Here is a 17,499-nt window from a genome sequence, read left to right on the forward strand (position 1 = left end):
ATTTTTTTAATAGGTACTAGCTGGACTATTCCATCATAGGTGTACAATTCAAAATGGAAGATTATCGCCATAATGTTCTCTGGTTCGAAAAATATCATCAAAATCAGGGTACGAGTTTTCTCCTAGCTGCATGATGATTTCATGTATAAATTCATCAATGTGATTAAGGAAGTTAAGGATTGGTTTAGAATTGAGTAGTATGAAAGTACCATCATTGGTGTCAATTTTAATATTACCAATCCCATTCAGTAGATTGATTTGATTCGATTTTATTTTTCCATCCTTTGAATCTAATTGTAAGATACAATTCTGATGCACAATAAAATTCCTTAGTTTTTGGAATTTTGTTATTTCTACCCATTGTTTGTTAACTTTCGACATATCTAAGGATGCTACTTTTGAAAGAAATACTTTGGATTTATCTATGATATTACCTCCTGCAAAATGTTTAAGTGTTAGAGGAAATGAAGTAGTTTGTATAAATTCTTCACAAATTAAATTTAATGTAGTTTCAAGTAGGGAATATACCGATATTAAGGTTGAGTGATAAAAGTAGGAGGGTATTTTTATTAATTCGTGTTGATAGATTGACCTCAAGATGCTTTCATGTGCCGGATTATTATTAATGTCATCCTTCATAGAGATATTTAAGTCGCAACTTCTTTTTTTAGAGTCTTTTCATTGAATTCAATATATTCTTTTAGGTAATCAATTTCAAATTGAAATTGACTTCTTATTTTATTTAATGAGATTCTAATGTGTTCAGTGTGTTCCATATATGGATAGGCTAAATAGAAGTCTAAAATTACTGATTTTTATTGTTAAAAAATAGTAAGTTGAAAGTATATCTCAAGTGATAAGTGAAGGAAGTGTTAGAGTTTCGGTTGAAGAACTGTTAGTTAGTAAACTTTATATATCATGTTGTGGTTACTGAGAATCATCGCATTTTATTTTCCAGTATGTTTGGTTCAGGAAAAACAACATTTCTACAAGGGTATTTTAAATTTAAAAAATATCAAAGCGTTAAAAAAGCCTCAAACAATTTATTTATAGTAAGAGGCTTGTGTAACTCTGTGGAATATTGTAGGTATGGAATTAGAAGTTGTTTACACTTCAAAGTATTTCAATGAAAAACTATTATTCCCCAGTGCTTGCTTCCTCCGCTACACTTTCTGTTTCTTCTTCTTCGTTATGCGATGTTGATTTGCTTGAACCAAACAAAACATAGTCATTATAGAATGCTTCGTTCTTGTGTTCCCAAATTCTTTTGCCTACATCACAAAGCTCCGAAATCATCTTATAAAGTTCGCTACCCTTATTTAGGCGTTCTAAGCTTTTTTGTTCGCGAACTGCTATGGCATCGGCCTGAGCATCTATGGCATCATCCAGTGCCTTGGTAGCAGATTCGGCAGCGGTAAAATCTTCAATGGTTAAATTCCGCTTCGCCAATTCATCAGGCATTAACCTGGCGGTTTTAATTACATGCGAAGCATAAGGAATCAATTCCTTGTCGCTAAGCTTTTTTAAACCAGTAAATCGAAACATTTTGTATTCTTTCGTATGCTCACCCAAAGCCAATTTCGATTTAAATGCAAACTCACCAAGAATTTCTACCAATTTGCCTTTGCAATTCTCTTTTTTGTTGGTGGCCAATACCTTTTGTCCTTCCCAAAACATATCCGATTCTACCTCTTTAAAAGCAAGACATTTTGCGGCAACCTCTTCGTGAACATTTTCGGCATAGCCATACTTTTGAAATTCTGTGATATCGCGCTGTACAACCATAGCAACTCTATCGGCACGTTGTATTAATTCAGGATAACTTAAATTAATCGATTTGTTTTCTTTCATAGTTTTAATTTTCAATTGTAATAGTATTGATTTTTTGAAAGTATTAAGTTATTAATAAAAACCAAATTAAACAATTATGTAATAATTGTATGATTGATTTAGTTTTTGTGCCATTAAAACTTTGTGAAAATATTATAAAACTTAAAAGTGAAAAACTATCCTTTCGTAATGGTTTAATATGCTTGGGTTTAGTTTGAGTAGGAGTTTTGGTGTATTGAGTGGTTTTAATTGTTTGAATGTAGTTTTTAATGCATTTTGGTACATGGCAAGGCATAATTTAGTAGTTGTTTGGTATGTGATTATGAATATCAAATAAAACACCTTAGAAGTTGCCAATCCCGCCTTACGATCTGCCAGCCCCGCCATAGAAGTAGCCAATCCCACCTTACGACCTGCCAATCCCATCATAGATATTGTTAAACCCGCCGTACGAACAGCCAATCCTGCCTTAGAAGTTAACAATCTAGGCTTACGATCTGCCAATCCCGCCATAGAAGTTAATAAACCCGACGGGAATGGCAACAAATAATACGGGATTGACAGAAAATAGGGCGGGGCCAGAAGTAAGTAAGTGGGCATTGGCAGTATCTAAGCCAAAAGTGTTAGAAAATAACCCAAGAAGAGCAGAAAATACATAGGCGAGTTTAATTGGTAGGCCAAAAAGAACAATACCTAAGCCAAGGCTAGCAAAAAATAGTGCGGGAATATCAAGAAATAGGTTTGCATTGGCAGACAATAATGGAAAATTACTGAATGCAAAAGCCTGTCCTGAGAATCGGGAAGAGATGTCCGAAGGGCAGAGAGGTATTTGGAATAAATACACAAAAAAACCCACTTACATTGCAGCAAGTGGGTTGTGTTTAAAATATTTTCTTTGAAAATTGATACGATTGGAACACTAGCACCAGCGGTTAGTGCAAGCTCAGACTATCTGAGGATTCCAAATAACTTACTAGTTTATCGTACCTATTCAAAAAACTTGAGTTTAGATTCTCTATAATATTTCTGTAAATACCATATAGTTCCGATAGTTTCGATGATCATTTAATTTTGCGACAATAATTGCTAAATAGATAGTTTGAAATGGATTATAGGCTAAATAAAGCTCTTCTCCTGGGTTTGCGTTTAGTAATTTATTAAGTTTTACTAAGTCACTTTTCTCTTCAAAATATTGCTGACCATAGTCAACATAAAAATTAATTTCATCGCTCACAGATTTTTTTATATTCTTTTCTGTATCAGTCCAACTTGTGGCACTACCTGGATCATCAATTAGATAGGACTTTTGTCTTCCAACTGATATAAATTTTACGTATTCATCATTCCAAGCCTTTTTTTTTAATATCCTCAATTTTCTTGATTACTATTTTAAAATTTGCTTCAACTTGAATGAAATTAGGCCAAACTTCATAGTCTATAATATATTCATCACCATTATTTTTCTTTAAAAACTTATTTTTAGACTTAAAATATTTGAACCCATGTTTACTAAGTTCATTTTCAAGCAGATGAAAAAATAGTTCTTTTCTAGTCATTATATTTATTTACTCGTTTAACAATAGCTTTTACTTTTTGTCCCCCCAACTGCCGCAAGTCTGAGACTTGTGGCAATAACATCAATACTTCTTAACTTTCAACAAGTATATCTTTAAATTGAGATCCGACTCATAATTATTGTACAAATAAGGAATTACTAATGTAGCAATAATTGGTTGGTTCTGCAGTAAGTAAATTAAACCCAGCCATTTTAACAGACTTGTATGTTATGGTTTTAGCCACAAGTCACAGACTTGCGGCAATTTGGGATATAGTTGTATGCCAAAATACCTGACAGGTATCGTAAATTCATGAATACAAAAAAGCCTGTCCCGTTAATAGGGAAGAGATGCTCGAAGGACAGAGAGGTATTTGTAATAAATGCATTAAAAAAACCACTCGCATTGCTGCAAATGGGTTGTTATTACATTGTTTTCTTTGAAAATGGATAGGAGTGGAGAGCTAGCACCATAAGTTTGTGCATGCTCGGACTATTAGGTAGTTATGTCTATGCAGTTGTGGTGTATTCTATTAATTTGCCAAATAAAAAAAATAATACAATTAATACAACTATACCAACACGTACAAATTTCCATTCAGCACTTTCCCATCCAAGGTATTTTACTTTTCGTTGGAATAGAAATCTAAGCACTATAAAACCTAGGAAGTTTAAAAAATAACCAAAATACATATTTTTAATGTTTTGTTTTTCAACTGTATGTTGATAAGAATTTATCGCTTTAGTTAATGATGGTCTCTTGCTACAGAGCGAATCCTTTCCGATAATCGGGTTCATTCATTTATTCGGGATGTTTTTATTTGGTAGATAATCTTCAGTTTTTCTTAATCTACCTTGATTGTCCCAATATTCCCATCTACCAATTTTTACTCCTTCAGAATAATTTCCTTTTTCTTTTAAAATACCATTTTCAAAGTATTGTTTGGACTCTCCATCTTTAATACCCATAACAAATTGACTTGATTCCATCATATTGCCATTTTCAAACCAAGAATAACATTCTCCATTGTATTTTCCATTTTCAAAAATTGCCTCGATCATAATTTGTCCATTGGGATACCATTCTTTCACGAGACCATTTCTTTTGCCATTGGTATAACTTTTTTGGTTTCTTAGTTGTCCATTGTTGTAATAAAATACCCATTCACCAATTCTATATTTTTGGGGGATAACCTCTTTGTTAAAATTACATTTTAGATTAATAATCCCATTTTTATAGGCACCCGATGCTAGCAGTTTTCCGTTTTCAAAGAAAAATTTACCATGTAACAAAGAATCTTTCATTTCTAATATGGCTCTTATTTCACCAGTTTCATAATATAGAGTATCTATAGATTCATTAATAATTTCTTCCTGAGATAAATTGGCTTTATTCAGAATAGTATTAAATGCAAAAATGCATAACAAACCAGTTAATTGTATATTAAAGAATATCATCTATATATTTTGTAAGGTAAATTTATCTATTGGGTATAAGTGGCAAAGTATCTCTTGTTTTGTATGATATCAAGATCTGACTATCTGGGAAATTAATTTAAATTTTGGTAGGTATCTTCAATTTCAAAGCGATACTCCAATTTTAGAATTTCATCGAAGAATAACTTGTAATTTCTAGTGAAGAAAATATCCATTAGTCTCTTAACTTTAGCTGGATCATTGGAATCTAATAAGTAACATTGGACATATCCTTTTTCGATCTCGTTTCCACTTTTATCATATACACTGCGACTTCCTACCCAAATTGAGTATTGAAAGGAATTGTTATTAAGCGGAAAAGTTGAAACTGAAAAATGTGTATTGTTCTTAGTATCCATAACTTCTAGGAATGACACATTTTCATTTCCAGATTTATCTTCTTCCCAATATTCTTTTTCCCAATTAATAGACTTAAAATCTTTCCAGTGCTTATTAAGTGTTGTTGGTCCTAAAATATAGCACCAATCGTCTTTCTCTTTTGGGGTATGTAACCTGCTAATAAATCCTTCATTATTTTCTTTTTGAGGAGAGTTACAGGCAGTAATGCAATAAATCATTATTAAAATGATACTGAAATTTGCACGAGGCAATTTTATAAATTTAAATGGCATAAATGTTTTTTAAGATTAACTCTAGATAGTACATGAATGTTTTAGTGGGTTTGTAGGAACAAATAAACTGTTCCATAAATTAGAGTATTAAAGTAACATAAATTCATGAATACAAAAAAGCCTGACATTTCTGCCAGGCTGTATTTGTTGTTACTATAGTTATTGCCGAAAGTCACACGAAAGGATTGATTTTATAAAACTTTGTTTCGTTCGGTAGCGGGGAGAGTATTTATTTTTCTTTTCCGGGATCAGTATAAGAGGAATAAAAGTTTTCCTTCTTATGTATTTGTACTGGTATGTTATAATACTTGGAAAAAAATACTGCTAGCTTATTAATTTTACTAAATTTAGCAGACTTATAAATAGAAATTGGATTCTCATGTTCGTTTTTAAGAAACAATTCATGAGAAATATTATTTATCTCTCGACCTGTCTGTGCCCTTGCTCCTAAACTTTGAATTATTGTAGAATTTACATGGCTAATAAGAATAATTTCTTGAACTTCGCCTATCACCATTTTTTTATTGGGAAGTCGAAAAAATAATATTCGTGTATAAAATTCACATCTATTATGACTAATCACAAGTTGTTTATAAGAAGAAAGAAATACACTGCTGATAATAAATATTAATAAACTAAAATAATTAAAAGTACCTACTTTAGTCCAATATAACACGGTAAGTATTATAATAGACAATGCTAAAACGACCATCGGTAAAGGATGATAAAATCTGTAAATATTTTTATTCATTATTTTGATCATCATTTGATTTAAATTGTTTAATTAACTCTTGCCATCCCCATAACCATGTACCAGGTCTGTTAATTGAATTCCAAAAAGTTTTTTGTCTTGGTATATTGTAATTTAAATTCTCGTTTAAAAGTCTGGATCCAGTTTGATATACAGCTTGTCGGTAATTTTTAAAGTCACTAGAATAACCAATAGCACTAAAATTAACACAATCGGTACTTCCATCTACAATATATTGTATAACGTCTGAAACAAAGCTACCCATATTAAGTACTTCCTCTCCAGATTCAACAGCAGCTTTGAAGTCTGCACTTAATTTAATATTTAAAAAAGCGTCTTCCATGGTTTCTCGATTCTCCATTACAGTATTGTAGGCATGATCGAATGCTTTATACTGAATTGCAATATCTAATGAACCTAAGTAAGCATATTCTTGTGATGCTCCATGCATAAATTCAGCAACATTTCTTGAAAAATCTGCAATTGAAGACCCCTTATTTCCCCGATGATCCAAAGGAACCATAATATTATTGCGAAAATGATATTTTGCTTTATTATCTCTTGTCATTTTATTAGGTTTTTTCATAGGGGCAGGAATAACATAGTCCTGATCTCGTAATTCAATATTATCATTCTGATTAGTATATGTTCTGATTGGTTTTTGCATGCTATTCCGTGTGGAGTTTACAGTAAATTGTTGATTAATTGGACGATCCCCATCATGCAAAATATATGATACTATCTTTTTACCACTACCAAGTGTAACATATCCTAGTCTAATATTAAAATCTGATTTATAACTTAATTCCTCCAACCCATCCAAATCAATATAAGAAATAGGTTTGTTCCCGGCATACTGAAAAGGTGTATAGTGGGGATACTCAAACTGCAAAGGATCCACACTCACAAACCTGCAAATCCAAGCGGCGTAGTAACGGAAACCGTAGTAATACAAGCCAGTTTCTTCGTCTCTTTCCTTGCCTACATATTTGTATCTTTTTAAGGAAGTTTCAGTTTCTGTTCTTCCCGAACGATATGAAGTTGTTCCAAAAGGATGGTATTCCTCGTAAGAAATAATATCCGCATTTTCATCCAATTCCAGGCTTGCAGAGCCAAGGTGATTATCCAATTGATATCGAACTACAGCTATTGGATTTTCTATCAAAGAACTTTGGTCTACTGTCTTTTTGTCAACTGTGGCAATTTTAGCTTTATTCCCGATACAAAATCGGGACAGGCTATCAGAAATGTGAACAGTTGTTCGTTCGGTTTCCAGTACACCGTTAACAAATTTATGATATATTTTGAGAAGGGAAAGTTTTAAGACACAAAAACCCACTCACATTTTTAGTGCAAGTGGGTTGTGTTTAAATTATTTTCTTTGAAAATAGATACGAGCGGAAAACGCTCGCACCATCAGTTAGTGCATACTCGGACTATATGGGGCATACTCGAACTACTTGGGTATTTCCCTCCATCCTTCAGGTGGTACTTCTCTTATACTATCAGGAACAGGTTGATTAATCAACATTTCATTCTGCTCAGGATTTTTAGAAGAAAATATGACATAATATCTTCCTCCGGGAACCTGTATCTTGGGATTATATGCATCGAACCCCTCATATTTTTTACCCATTATCGTAAATGTATAGTCAAAGTCGATACCCCCTTTGGGTGTTGTCTCTTTTTTTGTTGTTATACCTATTGTATACCTCCCATATTTCTTTAATCCAATGTATTCACTAATTCCTCTGTAAGAAGATATACCAAATATTATTAATAATATAAAACCATAAATAAAGACTTTAATTCGTTCCTTGTTTTGAATCATTTTTTTTATCTGTTTCTTGTAACAATATTTTTAAATAATCATTTTGAGCATTTTCCAATGTTTCAGTTGTTATGGATTGTATCGGTTCACCTCCATATTTCATCAATATATACAGAACAGCTTCCTTTCCTAACCTCTCATCTGATAACCCTTTATCTTGATACGTTTTAAATGTTTGTAATTGCTCATTAACTTGTTTTAACCATTTGACTTTTAATTCTAGTTGTACTTTTGCACTCATAAACTCTCCTAGTGCACCAATTGCAATTTCGGAACCAGATCCGAATTGTAATCCTTCCTCAAAGTTAAATTGCATTGCATTTGAAGCCATGCCATTGAATATATAATTAGTAGGAGCTAAGGCAGAATATATTGGGCTTGACCAATTTATTTTGTCAAAAGCTTTGCCAAAATTCCAATCATTAGTTATGCTCTGATATACAAGTTGTCCTGTGACATCGACGGTACTACTCATAATCCGTGCTCCAGAACTTGCTCCAAAAGCAGCTACAAAACTTTCCCAAATAGGTAAACTACTCCATGATGTACCACTAATTAAAGAAACTTCAGATGCAATTGCAGGAGCTGCCATAACAAATAATGGAGCTGCAATTAGTGCTGGCATCCCATATTTAATTAACCCTGGAATTTCATGTGACTCATATTTCCCTGTATTTATGGGTCGACCTGTTAAACTATATTCATTAGTAACCAAACAACTAACACTATTAGGGAAACGAGTATCATAATACCTATCTGAGTTAATATCATACTTTATCTCCTCTAACCCATCCAAATCAATATAAGAAACCGGTTTGTTCCCGGCATACTGGAAAGGTGTATAATAAGGATACTCAAACTGCAAAGGATCCACACTCACAAACCTGCATATCCAGGCGGCATAGTAACGGAAGCCATAATAGTAAAGCCCGGTTTCCTCATCTCTTTCTTTGCCTACGTATTTGTATCTTTTTTGAGAGGTTTCGGTCTCGCTGCGGCCATTTCGGTAAGAGGTAGTTCCAAAAGGATGGTACTCCTCGTAGGAGATAATATCAGCAGCTTCGTCTAATTCCAGGCTTGCAGAGCCAAGGTGATTATCCAATTGATATCGAACTACAGCAGTTGGATTTTCTATCAAAGAACTTTGGTCTACTGTCTTTTTGTCAACTGTGGCAATTTTAGCCTTATCATCAGAAATGTGAACAGTTGTTCGTTCGGTTTCCAGTACACCGTTAACAAATTTATGATATATTTTGAGAAGGGAAAGTTTTAAGACACAAAAACCCACTCACATTACTGCAAGTGGGTTGTGTTTACATTATTTTCTTTGAAAATAGATACGAGTGGAACACTCGCACCATCAGTTAGTGCATGCTCGGACTATCAAGGGGCTCTGATTAACTACGGTTCATTTAGACATTCACTGTTTTTAAAAAAGTAAACCTGATAAAGAGAGTCATTTCCTAATTTTTGATGAGTATAAGCACTACCGATATATGCCTCACAACAAGAATTATCCATTTCAATAGCTTTCGAGAAATCAACTAGAGCTTTATCATAATCATCATTCATATAATAGCTAAGTCCTCTTTTACAATAGTATTGCACATCCAAAGGGTTTAATTGAATGGCTTTTGTGTGAAATTTAAAAGATTTTTTATAATCCTTCATTCCATAATAAGATAGCCCTTTAACAAAATACGCATAATCATAGTCTGGATTTAATTTTATAGAAGTATTCACATTATATAACGCCAATTCGAAGTTGTTTTTAATATTATATATTTCTGCTAGCATAACATATGTAAGGTAATCATCAGGATTAATATCCTTAGCTCTATTGAAGTATTTCAAAGCATCGTCAATCTCATTGAAGTAATAATGACATAATCCCATATTAAAATTAACTGTGAAGTTATTTGAATTAATGGTTGATGCTAAAAGAAAATAGTCAAAAGCTTTTTCATACTGACCATTTTTGAATAAAGCATCTCCAATGTTAATCAAAGAAATAAATTTATCTGCTCCTAACTTTCTAGCTTTCCTAAAGCAAATTATTGCTTTTTCATAATTTTCTAATTGAACGAAAATAGATCCTTTAAATTCGTAATGCCACAACTTATCTCCTTTTAATTGTATTAATGAATCTATTTTTTGTAGTGCTGTAGAATAATTTTGTGTATTAATCAATTTTTGGATTTGCTCCTTGTGTTCAGTACAGTTTGCGTTTGAACACATTAATATCATCAATAATCCTAGTATTATTTTTTTCATTTTGTTTCAATATTATATGCTGCTATAGGCTCAATTCCAGAATGCTTCCATTCAATCAATATAGCCCATGGATTATTATCTTCAAAAACATAATCATCAGGTAGCTGACTAGCCTTATTTAATTCTCCATTCATAAGTTTAATCATATCTTCATCTTTAAGATAAATAAAAGACTTATTTTCAAAATATTCTTCATATGTTCTACTATTATCCATCATTGTTTTAACAGCATCATATCCTTCGGAAAATGTCATTTCCAACAATTCTTGATCAAGATCATTGAGATAATCATCTAAAACAAAAGAAAAAGGATTTACAATAGAGAAAGGAACATCATCATTTCTCAAAGCTTTTCCCATTTCAACTAAATCCATAATTGGTCCAAATATTTCACCTATACTCTTTGAGATTAACTTTAGCCTCCTTATATCTTTAGTCATGTGTCCCATTCCTCTTGTAGTAACTTTACCTCTTGCATATGAGTACTCAACATCTTTCCATTCGCTGGCACCTCTCATCAAAGCATCTTTTGGTCTTTTTACTTTCCCCCACGAATACTCTGTATTTCCGAAGTTATTTACAAGTTTTCCAGTTTTAATATTATCCTGTAACTTTTTGGCAGCCTTCTTGTCCAATTGGGATTGAACGAAGTCTTTTGTTTTGTTTATACCAATATTAACAGAATGCCTTTTAATTATTTTTTGAAGAGTGGAATCTCTTGTTCGTTCTGTTCTTAAACTATCTCTGAATTGCTTAATTTCTGAACTGTTATATTCTAACTTGGCTTCCTCTAACCCATCCAAATCAATATAAGAAATCGGTTTATTCCCGGCATATTGGAATGGCGTATAATGCGGATACTCAAACTGCAATGGGTCCACCGAAACAAACCTACAAACCCAGGCGGCATAGTAACGGAAGCCATAGTAATAAAGCCCGGTTTCCTCATCTCTTTCCTTGCCTACATATTTGTATCTTTTTAAGGAAGTTTCAGTTTCTGTTCTTCCCGAACGATATGAAGTTGTTCCAAAAGGATGGTACTCCTCATAAGAAATGATATCGGCACTTTCGTCTAACTCCAATGAGGCAGAACCTAAATGGTTGTCGTACTGGTAGCGAATTACTGCTACAGGATTAACTGTCAAAGAACCTTGATTGATGGTGAGCGTTTCGGCAGTTGCTATCTTCTTTTTATCGTCGGAGATATTAACCGTTGTGCGCTCTGTTACCAGTGAATCGTTAACAAATTTATGATATATTTCGAAATCACCAAAATAATATCGCTCTTCTCGAATATTGCCTTTTATTACTACTTTTCGCACACGTTCTCCTCCTGCATTGTACACATAAAAGGCTTTGCTGCCATTGGCATCCAGTTCTACCTGGGTCAACCAATCGTTGTAATCCCAATGCATGGCTTGCAGGTGTGGCATGCTTAGCATATTGCCGTGGGCATCGTAGGTGTACTCCGTCACTCCATCAGTATGTCCCAAAAGGTAATTGTTGTGAGTGTTGTAAAAGTAGTTGCGAGTCCAACTGCCTTCGGCATTTACGCTTTGCATGTTCCCCAGTTGGTCGTAGCTATAGTTGTGGGTGTAATTTTGCATGGCATTGGCAGCCGTGTTGGGCAGGCCAATGTTGTTGGCAAAATCGCTATGCGTTGGCATTGCCAAACTGTTCAATTCACGTCCAGTGGCTTTTGTCAAACGGTACAGGGCATCGTACTCGTATTGTCCTTTGGGTTCAATTACAGAGTTGCTGTAATAGAAAGTTTGCTGTGCCTTGTCAACCTGTTCTACAATATTGCCTACAGGGTCGTAGGTATAATTCAAGTCTTGAAGGATATCCTGCCCTGTATTTCGAGTGGTTAGCAATCGCGTTAAGCGGAAGGTTTTTGCATCGTATTCATATTTGGTTTTACTGCCATTGGCATAATAGATATCTGTGCGCTGTCCTTTCTCATTGTAATTGATGTTGTTGATGTAGGCTTTTCCGCCGGAGCTCATGCTTTCCAGCAATCCAGCCTTGTTGTACTGGTAGGTTTCCACCGAGCCATCAGGCAGGATTTTGCTCACCGGGCGATTAAGAGCATCCACACTCATTTCGCTGGTGTAGGTTGTTGCCATAAAGCCTGGGTTGTTGTCCAGATTTCTGTAGCCTTGGTAATCGACGTAAAAAGTTTTCCCTGTCATTTCAGGATTTCCTTTAAAGTCGTAGCTTACCATTTGTGTGCGGCCACTTTGGTCGTACTGAAATTCCAACTGCCCGATGTTGTTCAGAAAATCTGAGGTACCATAAACCTGTTCTTGTACTTTTATTTCAGTATTGTTTTCTTCTTTTAAGTAAGTAGCTAATGGGCGTCGCAGGGCATCGTAGGTATAAATCACACGAAAGGATTCGTGCGGCAGCGCAGAGCTGTCCCATAGGTATAGTGGCTGCCCACCTGCATCGTTCAGCATTGTGTGTGTTCCCGAGTCGATATTGTGCACTTGCAAGGCTTGTTGCATGGCAAAGGTATTGGTGGTCATCAGCCTGTTTTTGGCATCGGTGACTTCTATTGGTCGACCTGCAATATCAAGCTTGGTATGCACTCGGTATTTGCCATCGCTGCCATTGTCGTCTTCCACCATGTACTCACGGCCCATATTGTCGAAATAACGCACTTGTGGGGTATTGGCATGTGATTCTGTGAGCCTTGCAGCTCTTTCTTTTGACGACTCTGTAGGATCAGTTGGGTCGTATGGATCATAGGGATTGTATGGATCATTTGGATCAAAAGGATCACCTCCTCCTCCAAATAGATCATCCCACCAATTACCTATATCACCACCTCCTCCCATGCCTGGGATGTTATTGGTAATGTACCATTGGCTCTCCAATACGGTGTCATTCTGATCGTAATTGCGCTGTTCCCATGGTGTAAACTCTACTTTGGTAAATGTACCATCCGGAAGGTCGGTTCGAATGTTACGTCCGATAGGATCGTAAAATAGCTTAGGGCTTACACCGTGTTGCACCAATACCAATTCATCTTCGTATTCGTGTGTGGTACTAAAGTAGGGCTCATACTGCCTTACCACCTCTCCTTTGTTGTTGTAAACCGTACGTCCGGTACCTACCCAACGATTTGTTGTCTGTACTTTTTGTACATAGCCATAAATTACCTGCATGGCTTCACCATCTTCGGCCTGTACCTTGGTCATTACCAAGTTTCCCCATCCTCCGGTGTATTCATAACTTTCCACCCAATTGGTATTGCCTGCACCATGTTCAACTCGCATTTCTACATGTCCCTGAATGGGTTTTCTATTGCTTGTCCAGGCATTCAAATTGTAGCTGTATTTCATGCTTGGGTCAGCAAGGGTATCGCCTTCACCGTTGGAGCCAAATAATGCCACTGCCTTAACCATTCCACGGGTATCAAAAGCCAGTTCCTGTCCATTTCCATTGGGATCGGTCAGTTTTTTTACCTGCAATACGCGATAGTCTACCTCGGCTGTGTTTTTAAAACCCAGAGCATCGGTGGTTTCGGTCAGCATCAATTGATAGGTATCGTATGTCATGTGGGTTTTGTTCCCAAAAGCATCGGTCTGCATGCCTGGCAGGTAGAAAGCCAGTTTGTTAAAGCTGACTACTTCCGATGGAATCCACCAAGTACCAGGCTGGTCACCGGTTCCCGGTTCAAACACGTAAGCCGCCTCGTTTGACAAACGTTCTATGCTGTATTTCTCGCCCGAAGGATCGATGCTGTTGATTACATCTTCGGTTAAATCAGCGCTAAGAGATTTGTAAGGCAAGGCGTGAGATGCAATTTCGCCTAGTGGCAAGCTTCCTGTTAAAGCCTCATCGTAGAAGAATGATTTCTGGTGTTGAAAACAGCGCATCTCCAATCCACTTGATGGAGTTGCAGAGAAATCAATTTCGTTGGCATAATCCAAAGCAGCCTGTAAGCTTTCCTTATTGAAAGGAATTCCGGTATGCACCAAGCCTGTAAATTCCAGTTGTTTGCTTTCGTAAGCAATCCCAATCATTTGCAGATTGCTTTCGGAACGGTTGATGTAAGCGTTTTGTGTACAAACCACGTTTAAACTTTTCTGTTCGTTGGTAGCCAAAGCAGAACGACGAGGATAAGCAATGCTAAAAGCATCCAATACATTCCCGTAATCATCGGTGTTTAAAGTTAGCGTATGGGCAATTCTTGGATCATTTGCATCTCTTTCGTAATGGTAAGAGATGGCCTCGTTGTTGATCGGCAAAAACACGGCATGTTTGTTTTGACCCTTGGCTTGCAAGAGTTTTACTCTCATGTTTTTTTCTTCCACCATGTAAGGAAGGTCTTCTTTGCCTGATCCATCCTTGGCATAAATCTCGGAACGTAACAATTGTCCACGCAGTGCACGACATGCTTCACGTTCTTCTTCGTGACTTAAACCTGAAGGCAAAACAGAATCGGGAAGTGTCCAGGCCTGGCTGTCGCCCTTAAAATATTCCTGTGCAAATTGAGAAGAAATTGCCTCTCTGTTTTTGTAAATGCCATTGTGAAACCAGCTTTTGGTGTATACAGGATCTTGATACCCGTCAGTAGAATCTACAAGGTCTTCGGTATCCCATTGTTCTACCATACCAAAACCCCGGAATTCTCGCTCGTATACATCGTAATGTCCGTGGTGGTAAGCATATCGACTTACCAGTTTGGTATTGCTTACCTGCTCAAGATCTTCTACGCGTTCCAGTACCTGAACAGGGAAGGGGAGACGGGTGATCCATGGCTTGCCAGCCAATTTATCCTGCATGTAAAATTTGGTAGAGGGAGCATATTGCAAATTCACCTTGCGGCCCATATTGTTTTCGAAAGCCGTTAACAAATAGGGCTTAATGCCTGATGTAAGTTCCACAAAAAGCAAGTGATGCTGGTGGTGTGGTAATGGGGAAGCCCAAACCAAACAGGACGTACCATTTCCCATTAGATCGCTTACCGATACCTGTGATAAATTATCAACAGCCGGGAAAGCGCTGATAAAGTTAGCATTGTTCCAGGAGTTACCAGCCTGGTTTTTATAGTAGGCAACTTGTGAGGCATTTAAATAGATGATATCGGTTGTGCCCGTGCCATCCACATCCGTTAAAAGTACTCGCGATGGGTTAAAACGATCGGGCGAATCCAATAATGGCGGATTGGCCATTAACACTTTTTCGCCAAAACGACCATAACCCATGTTTGGCCAGTAGCAAACCGAATGGTGTGTAATGCGCACAATGTCGCTCAAGCCATCGCCTGTCATGTCAGCCAGGTAAACGGAATTTTTGGCATCGGAGAAGAGTATAACGGGTGCCAAATCATCATCATGACCCATATCTATTTTACGATAGCCTTTGTATCCTTCTTTCCCTGCTGAAAGGTAGAGTTCGAAGTAATTGCCACGACTAATTAGCAAGTCGCCCAAACCATCGCCCGAGAGGTCGATTTGTTTCACATCTGGATGGTTCATGTCCACATTGGGCATGTTATTGAATGACTGGAAATTTTGCCACTCACCATCTTCATAGCTGTAATATCCATGAATGCCGGGAGCGTGAACAACCATTTCGGCTTGCGAATCACTGTCTACATCACCCAGATAAAAAGAAGCTGCGCGTGCTTGTTTTACATTGGGTTTCAAATCAAGTTGTTGTACTTCTCCAAAAACAGGAGTTGGATCGGTTATGGTTTCGGTGCTGTCGGTCCAGCGAGCGTCACCCAGGTTTGGTTTGTAATACCAGGCCTCGTTTTTGGTTTTTAGCAAAGAACTGATGCCTTCGCCATGCAAATCGGCCCATTGCCAACCTGATGTTGCCAAAGCATTGTAGATTGTCCATCACATCTTGCTTAACGCTATGCAATTTGTCGCTTACCTGTGCTTTGCTATAGGTAAAACTTAAAGGAGGCATTGATGCAGTTTGTGCGCCATCGTGAGCAACATGTTCCACCTGCATGAGTTGTGCCATGTGTTCATCCTTGTTGTACTGTAGTTTGGTAGATTTTACCAATTGGGCATTGGCTCCCAGGTCGTTTGTGAAATGATGAAACATGAGGACACGTTCGCACAAACGATAGGTACGCATTTCGAATCCTGCCCGGTACACAGAAAAAGGGTCCTGACGCTTGTTCCAGCTTGCCGTTGGTGTCACAGTACTTCCATTGCTGTTGTAAGTGCTGTAGTTGCCATAGTCGAATGCTAGTGTAAAAAGCCAATTGCCTGCATAATTTCCATCAACAGGGTCGTACATATTGGTGTTGCCATATAGCACCTGGTTGGGATAGATGTTGGTAAAGGCCTTGTTGTTTGCCAGACGATGTTTTTCGTATACATCAGGTGAAATATTGTCGCTGTTTTCCTTCAGGTAGGTATATCGCATCAGGTTCCCCAATGCGTCGTAAGATTCTTGCAGATACCAGCTAAACACTTTTGTGGAATCATTGGGATGGGCAATTCTGGCAGATGCATCTTTTCCATATATGGATGTAAGATTTTCTTTGGAGATGGTGCGCCAGTGTACTTCGCCATTTGTGGTGTTGCGCCATTGTTCTATTTGGGCAAACAAACCTTCGGTACGAGGTCTGTAGCGTTTAATCACATAATCACCCTGGCTTTGTGTTGCTTCATCAACAGGCACCAAATCTTCGGCTCCTGAAAGAATGAAGGTATCCGATTCGTTGTTGTCATCGTATTGAGGCAAGCCTTTGTCAGTTTTGCGAGTAATGTTAGGAATGCCAACACTCCAGCCCAAACCAAAAGCGGAATTTCCACCACCCGAATTGTAGGATAATCCCAGTTGTGGGGTAAAGCCATTTCGTCCGGGACTAATGGACAGGGGAGCGCTCATCGAGAAGGTTCCGGTTACCGGATTGGTTTCGAACTTTTCGCCAATCCCTTGAATTGCACCACCTCCCTTGGGGAGGTTAATCAAAGATTGAGGCCCTTTTTGAGCCCCATCATTTTTCTCAGCATCAGCGGCCTGCCCAATCGGTTTTATATTTGATTGTGGTAATGCTGATGTTTGAGAATTGCTATGTTGTTCGGATTGTTCCGATTGATTGAAGTTCATGAGAATAATAATTATCAGTTAATAATGAGTAATGAATAGACAGCTTCAAGCTGCTTTATCATAG

The 17,499-nt window shown here is 36.9% G+C and carries 14 protein-coding genes; all 14 read right to left on the reverse strand.

Annotation, left to right across the window (positions count from 1 at the left end; translation table 11 throughout):
• Positions 1–48: 48 nt before the first annotated feature.
• Positions 49–381, reverse strand: coding sequence for a hypothetical protein (locus tag JCM15579_RS20375; protein ID WP_172677347.1), 333 nt, complete (start codon positions 379–381; stop codon positions 49–51).
• A gap of 756 nt (positions 382–1,137) precedes the next feature.
• Complete coding sequence (locus tag JCM15579_RS02590) at positions 1,138–1,851, reverse strand: hypothetical protein (RefSeq protein WP_054715301.1); 714 nt, start codon at positions 1,849–1,851, stop codon at positions 1,138–1,140.
• A gap of 141 nt (positions 1,852–1,992) precedes the next feature.
• Positions 1,993–2,376 carry a hypothetical protein gene (locus tag JCM15579_RS02595; protein ID WP_157471284.1) on the reverse strand — a complete coding sequence of 128 codons (384 nt, stop codon included), beginning with the start codon at positions 2,374–2,376 and terminating at the stop codon, positions 1,993–1,995.
• A 469-nt stretch (positions 2,377–2,845) separates the two neighbouring features.
• Entirely contained in the window at positions 2,846–3,202 is a 357-nt protein-coding gene (locus tag JCM15579_RS02600) for a hypothetical protein (protein ID WP_054715304.1), read from the reverse strand.
• Positions 3,171–3,386: a hypothetical protein gene (locus JCM15579_RS02605; RefSeq protein WP_054715306.1), complete on the reverse strand. Its 216-nt coding sequence runs from the start codon at positions 3,384–3,386 to the stop codon at positions 3,171–3,173. Before JCM15579_RS02605 ends, JCM15579_RS02600 begins: the two co-directional genes overlap by 32 nt.
• 797 nt (positions 3,387–4,183) lie before the next feature.
• On the reverse strand, positions 4,184–4,843 hold the full coding sequence (locus tag JCM15579_RS02615) for a toxin-antitoxin system YwqK family antitoxin (protein ID WP_054715315.1): 660 nt from the start codon (positions 4,841–4,843) through the stop codon (positions 4,184–4,186).
• A gap of 92 nt (positions 4,844–4,935) precedes the next feature.
• Positions 4,936–5,493 (reverse strand): hypothetical protein, encoded by a 558-nt coding sequence (locus tag JCM15579_RS02620; protein WP_054715317.1) that lies wholly within the window; start codon positions 5,491–5,493, stop codon positions 4,936–4,938.
• 229 nt (positions 5,494–5,722) lie between these two features.
• Entirely contained in the window at positions 5,723–6,244 is a 522-nt protein-coding gene (locus JCM15579_RS02625; protein ID WP_157471287.1) for a hypothetical protein, read from the reverse strand.
• Positions 6,237–7,409 carry an RHS repeat domain-containing protein gene (locus JCM15579_RS02630; protein ID WP_172677348.1) on the reverse strand — a complete coding sequence of 391 codons (1,173 nt, stop codon included), beginning with the start codon at positions 7,407–7,409 and terminating at the stop codon, positions 6,237–6,239. The genes JCM15579_RS02625 and JCM15579_RS02630 overlap by 8 nt, the downstream gene beginning before the upstream one ends.
• Before the next feature lie 291 nt (positions 7,410–7,700).
• Entirely contained in the window at positions 7,701–8,075 is a 375-nt protein-coding gene (locus JCM15579_RS02635; RefSeq protein ID WP_054715324.1) for a hypothetical protein, read from the reverse strand.
• The gene (locus JCM15579_RS02640; protein WP_054715328.1) at positions 8,050–9,363 is read right to left on the reverse strand and encodes an RHS repeat domain-containing protein; all 1,314 of its coding nucleotides are present in this window, start codon (positions 9,361–9,363) and stop codon (positions 8,050–8,052) included. The genes JCM15579_RS02635 and JCM15579_RS02640 overlap by 26 nt, the downstream gene beginning before the upstream one ends.
• Before the next feature lie 113 nt (positions 9,364–9,476).
• Positions 9,477–10,349, reverse strand: coding sequence for a tetratricopeptide repeat protein (locus JCM15579_RS02645; RefSeq protein ID WP_054715331.1), 873 nt, complete (start codon positions 10,347–10,349; stop codon positions 9,477–9,479).
• Entirely contained in the window at positions 10,346–16,186 is a 5,841-nt protein-coding gene (locus JCM15579_RS02650; RefSeq protein WP_157471289.1) for a toxin TcdB middle/N-terminal domain-containing protein, read from the reverse strand. Before JCM15579_RS02650 ends, JCM15579_RS02645 begins: the two co-directional genes overlap by 4 nt.
• Positions 16,083–17,435 carry a SpvB/TcaC N-terminal domain-containing protein gene (locus JCM15579_RS02655; protein ID WP_054715334.1) on the reverse strand — a complete coding sequence of 451 codons (1,353 nt, stop codon included), beginning with the start codon at positions 17,433–17,435 and terminating at the stop codon, positions 16,083–16,085. The genes JCM15579_RS02650 and JCM15579_RS02655 overlap by 104 nt, the downstream gene beginning before the upstream one ends.
• Positions 17,436–17,499 lie beyond the last annotated feature (64 nt).

This window comes from Marinifilum fragile JCM 15579, assembly GCF_001310955.1.
Taxonomy (GTDB): domain Bacteria; phylum Bacteroidota; class Bacteroidia; order Bacteroidales; family Marinifilaceae; genus Marinifilum; species Marinifilum fragile.

Excerpts from the sequence above, each read along its gene's own strand:
- JCM15579_RS20375 (WP_172677347.1), bottom strand. The coding sequence starts at position 381 with ATGTCGAAAGTTAACAAACAATGGGTAGAAATAACAAAATTCCAAAAA.
- JCM15579_RS02590 (WP_054715301.1), bottom strand. The coding sequence starts at position 1,851 with ATGAAAGAAAACAAATCGATTAATTTAAGTTATCCTGAATTAATACAA.
- JCM15579_RS02605 (WP_054715306.1), bottom strand. The coding sequence starts at position 3,386 with ATGACTAGAAAAGAACTATTTTTTCATCTGCTTGAAAATGAACTTAGT.
- JCM15579_RS02615 (WP_054715315.1), bottom strand. The coding sequence starts at position 4,843 with ATGATATTCTTTAATATACAATTAACTGGTTTGTTATGCATTTTTGCA.
- JCM15579_RS02620 (WP_054715317.1), bottom strand. The coding sequence starts at position 5,493 with ATGCCATTTAAATTTATAAAATTGCCTCGTGCAAATTTCAGTATCATT.
- JCM15579_RS02625 (WP_157471287.1), bottom strand. The coding sequence starts at position 6,244 with ATGAATAAAAATATTTACAGATTTTATCATCCTTTACCGATGGTCGTT.
- JCM15579_RS02635 (WP_054715324.1), bottom strand. The coding sequence starts at position 8,075 with ATGATTCAAAACAAGGAACGAATTAAAGTCTTTATTTATGGTTTTATA.
- JCM15579_RS02645 (WP_054715331.1), bottom strand. The coding sequence starts at position 10,349 with ATGAAAAAAATAATACTAGGATTATTGATGATATTAATGTGTTCAAAC.
- JCM15579_RS02655 (WP_054715334.1), bottom strand. The coding sequence starts at position 17,435 with ATGAACTTCAATCAATCGGAACAATCCGAACAACATAGCAATTCTCAA.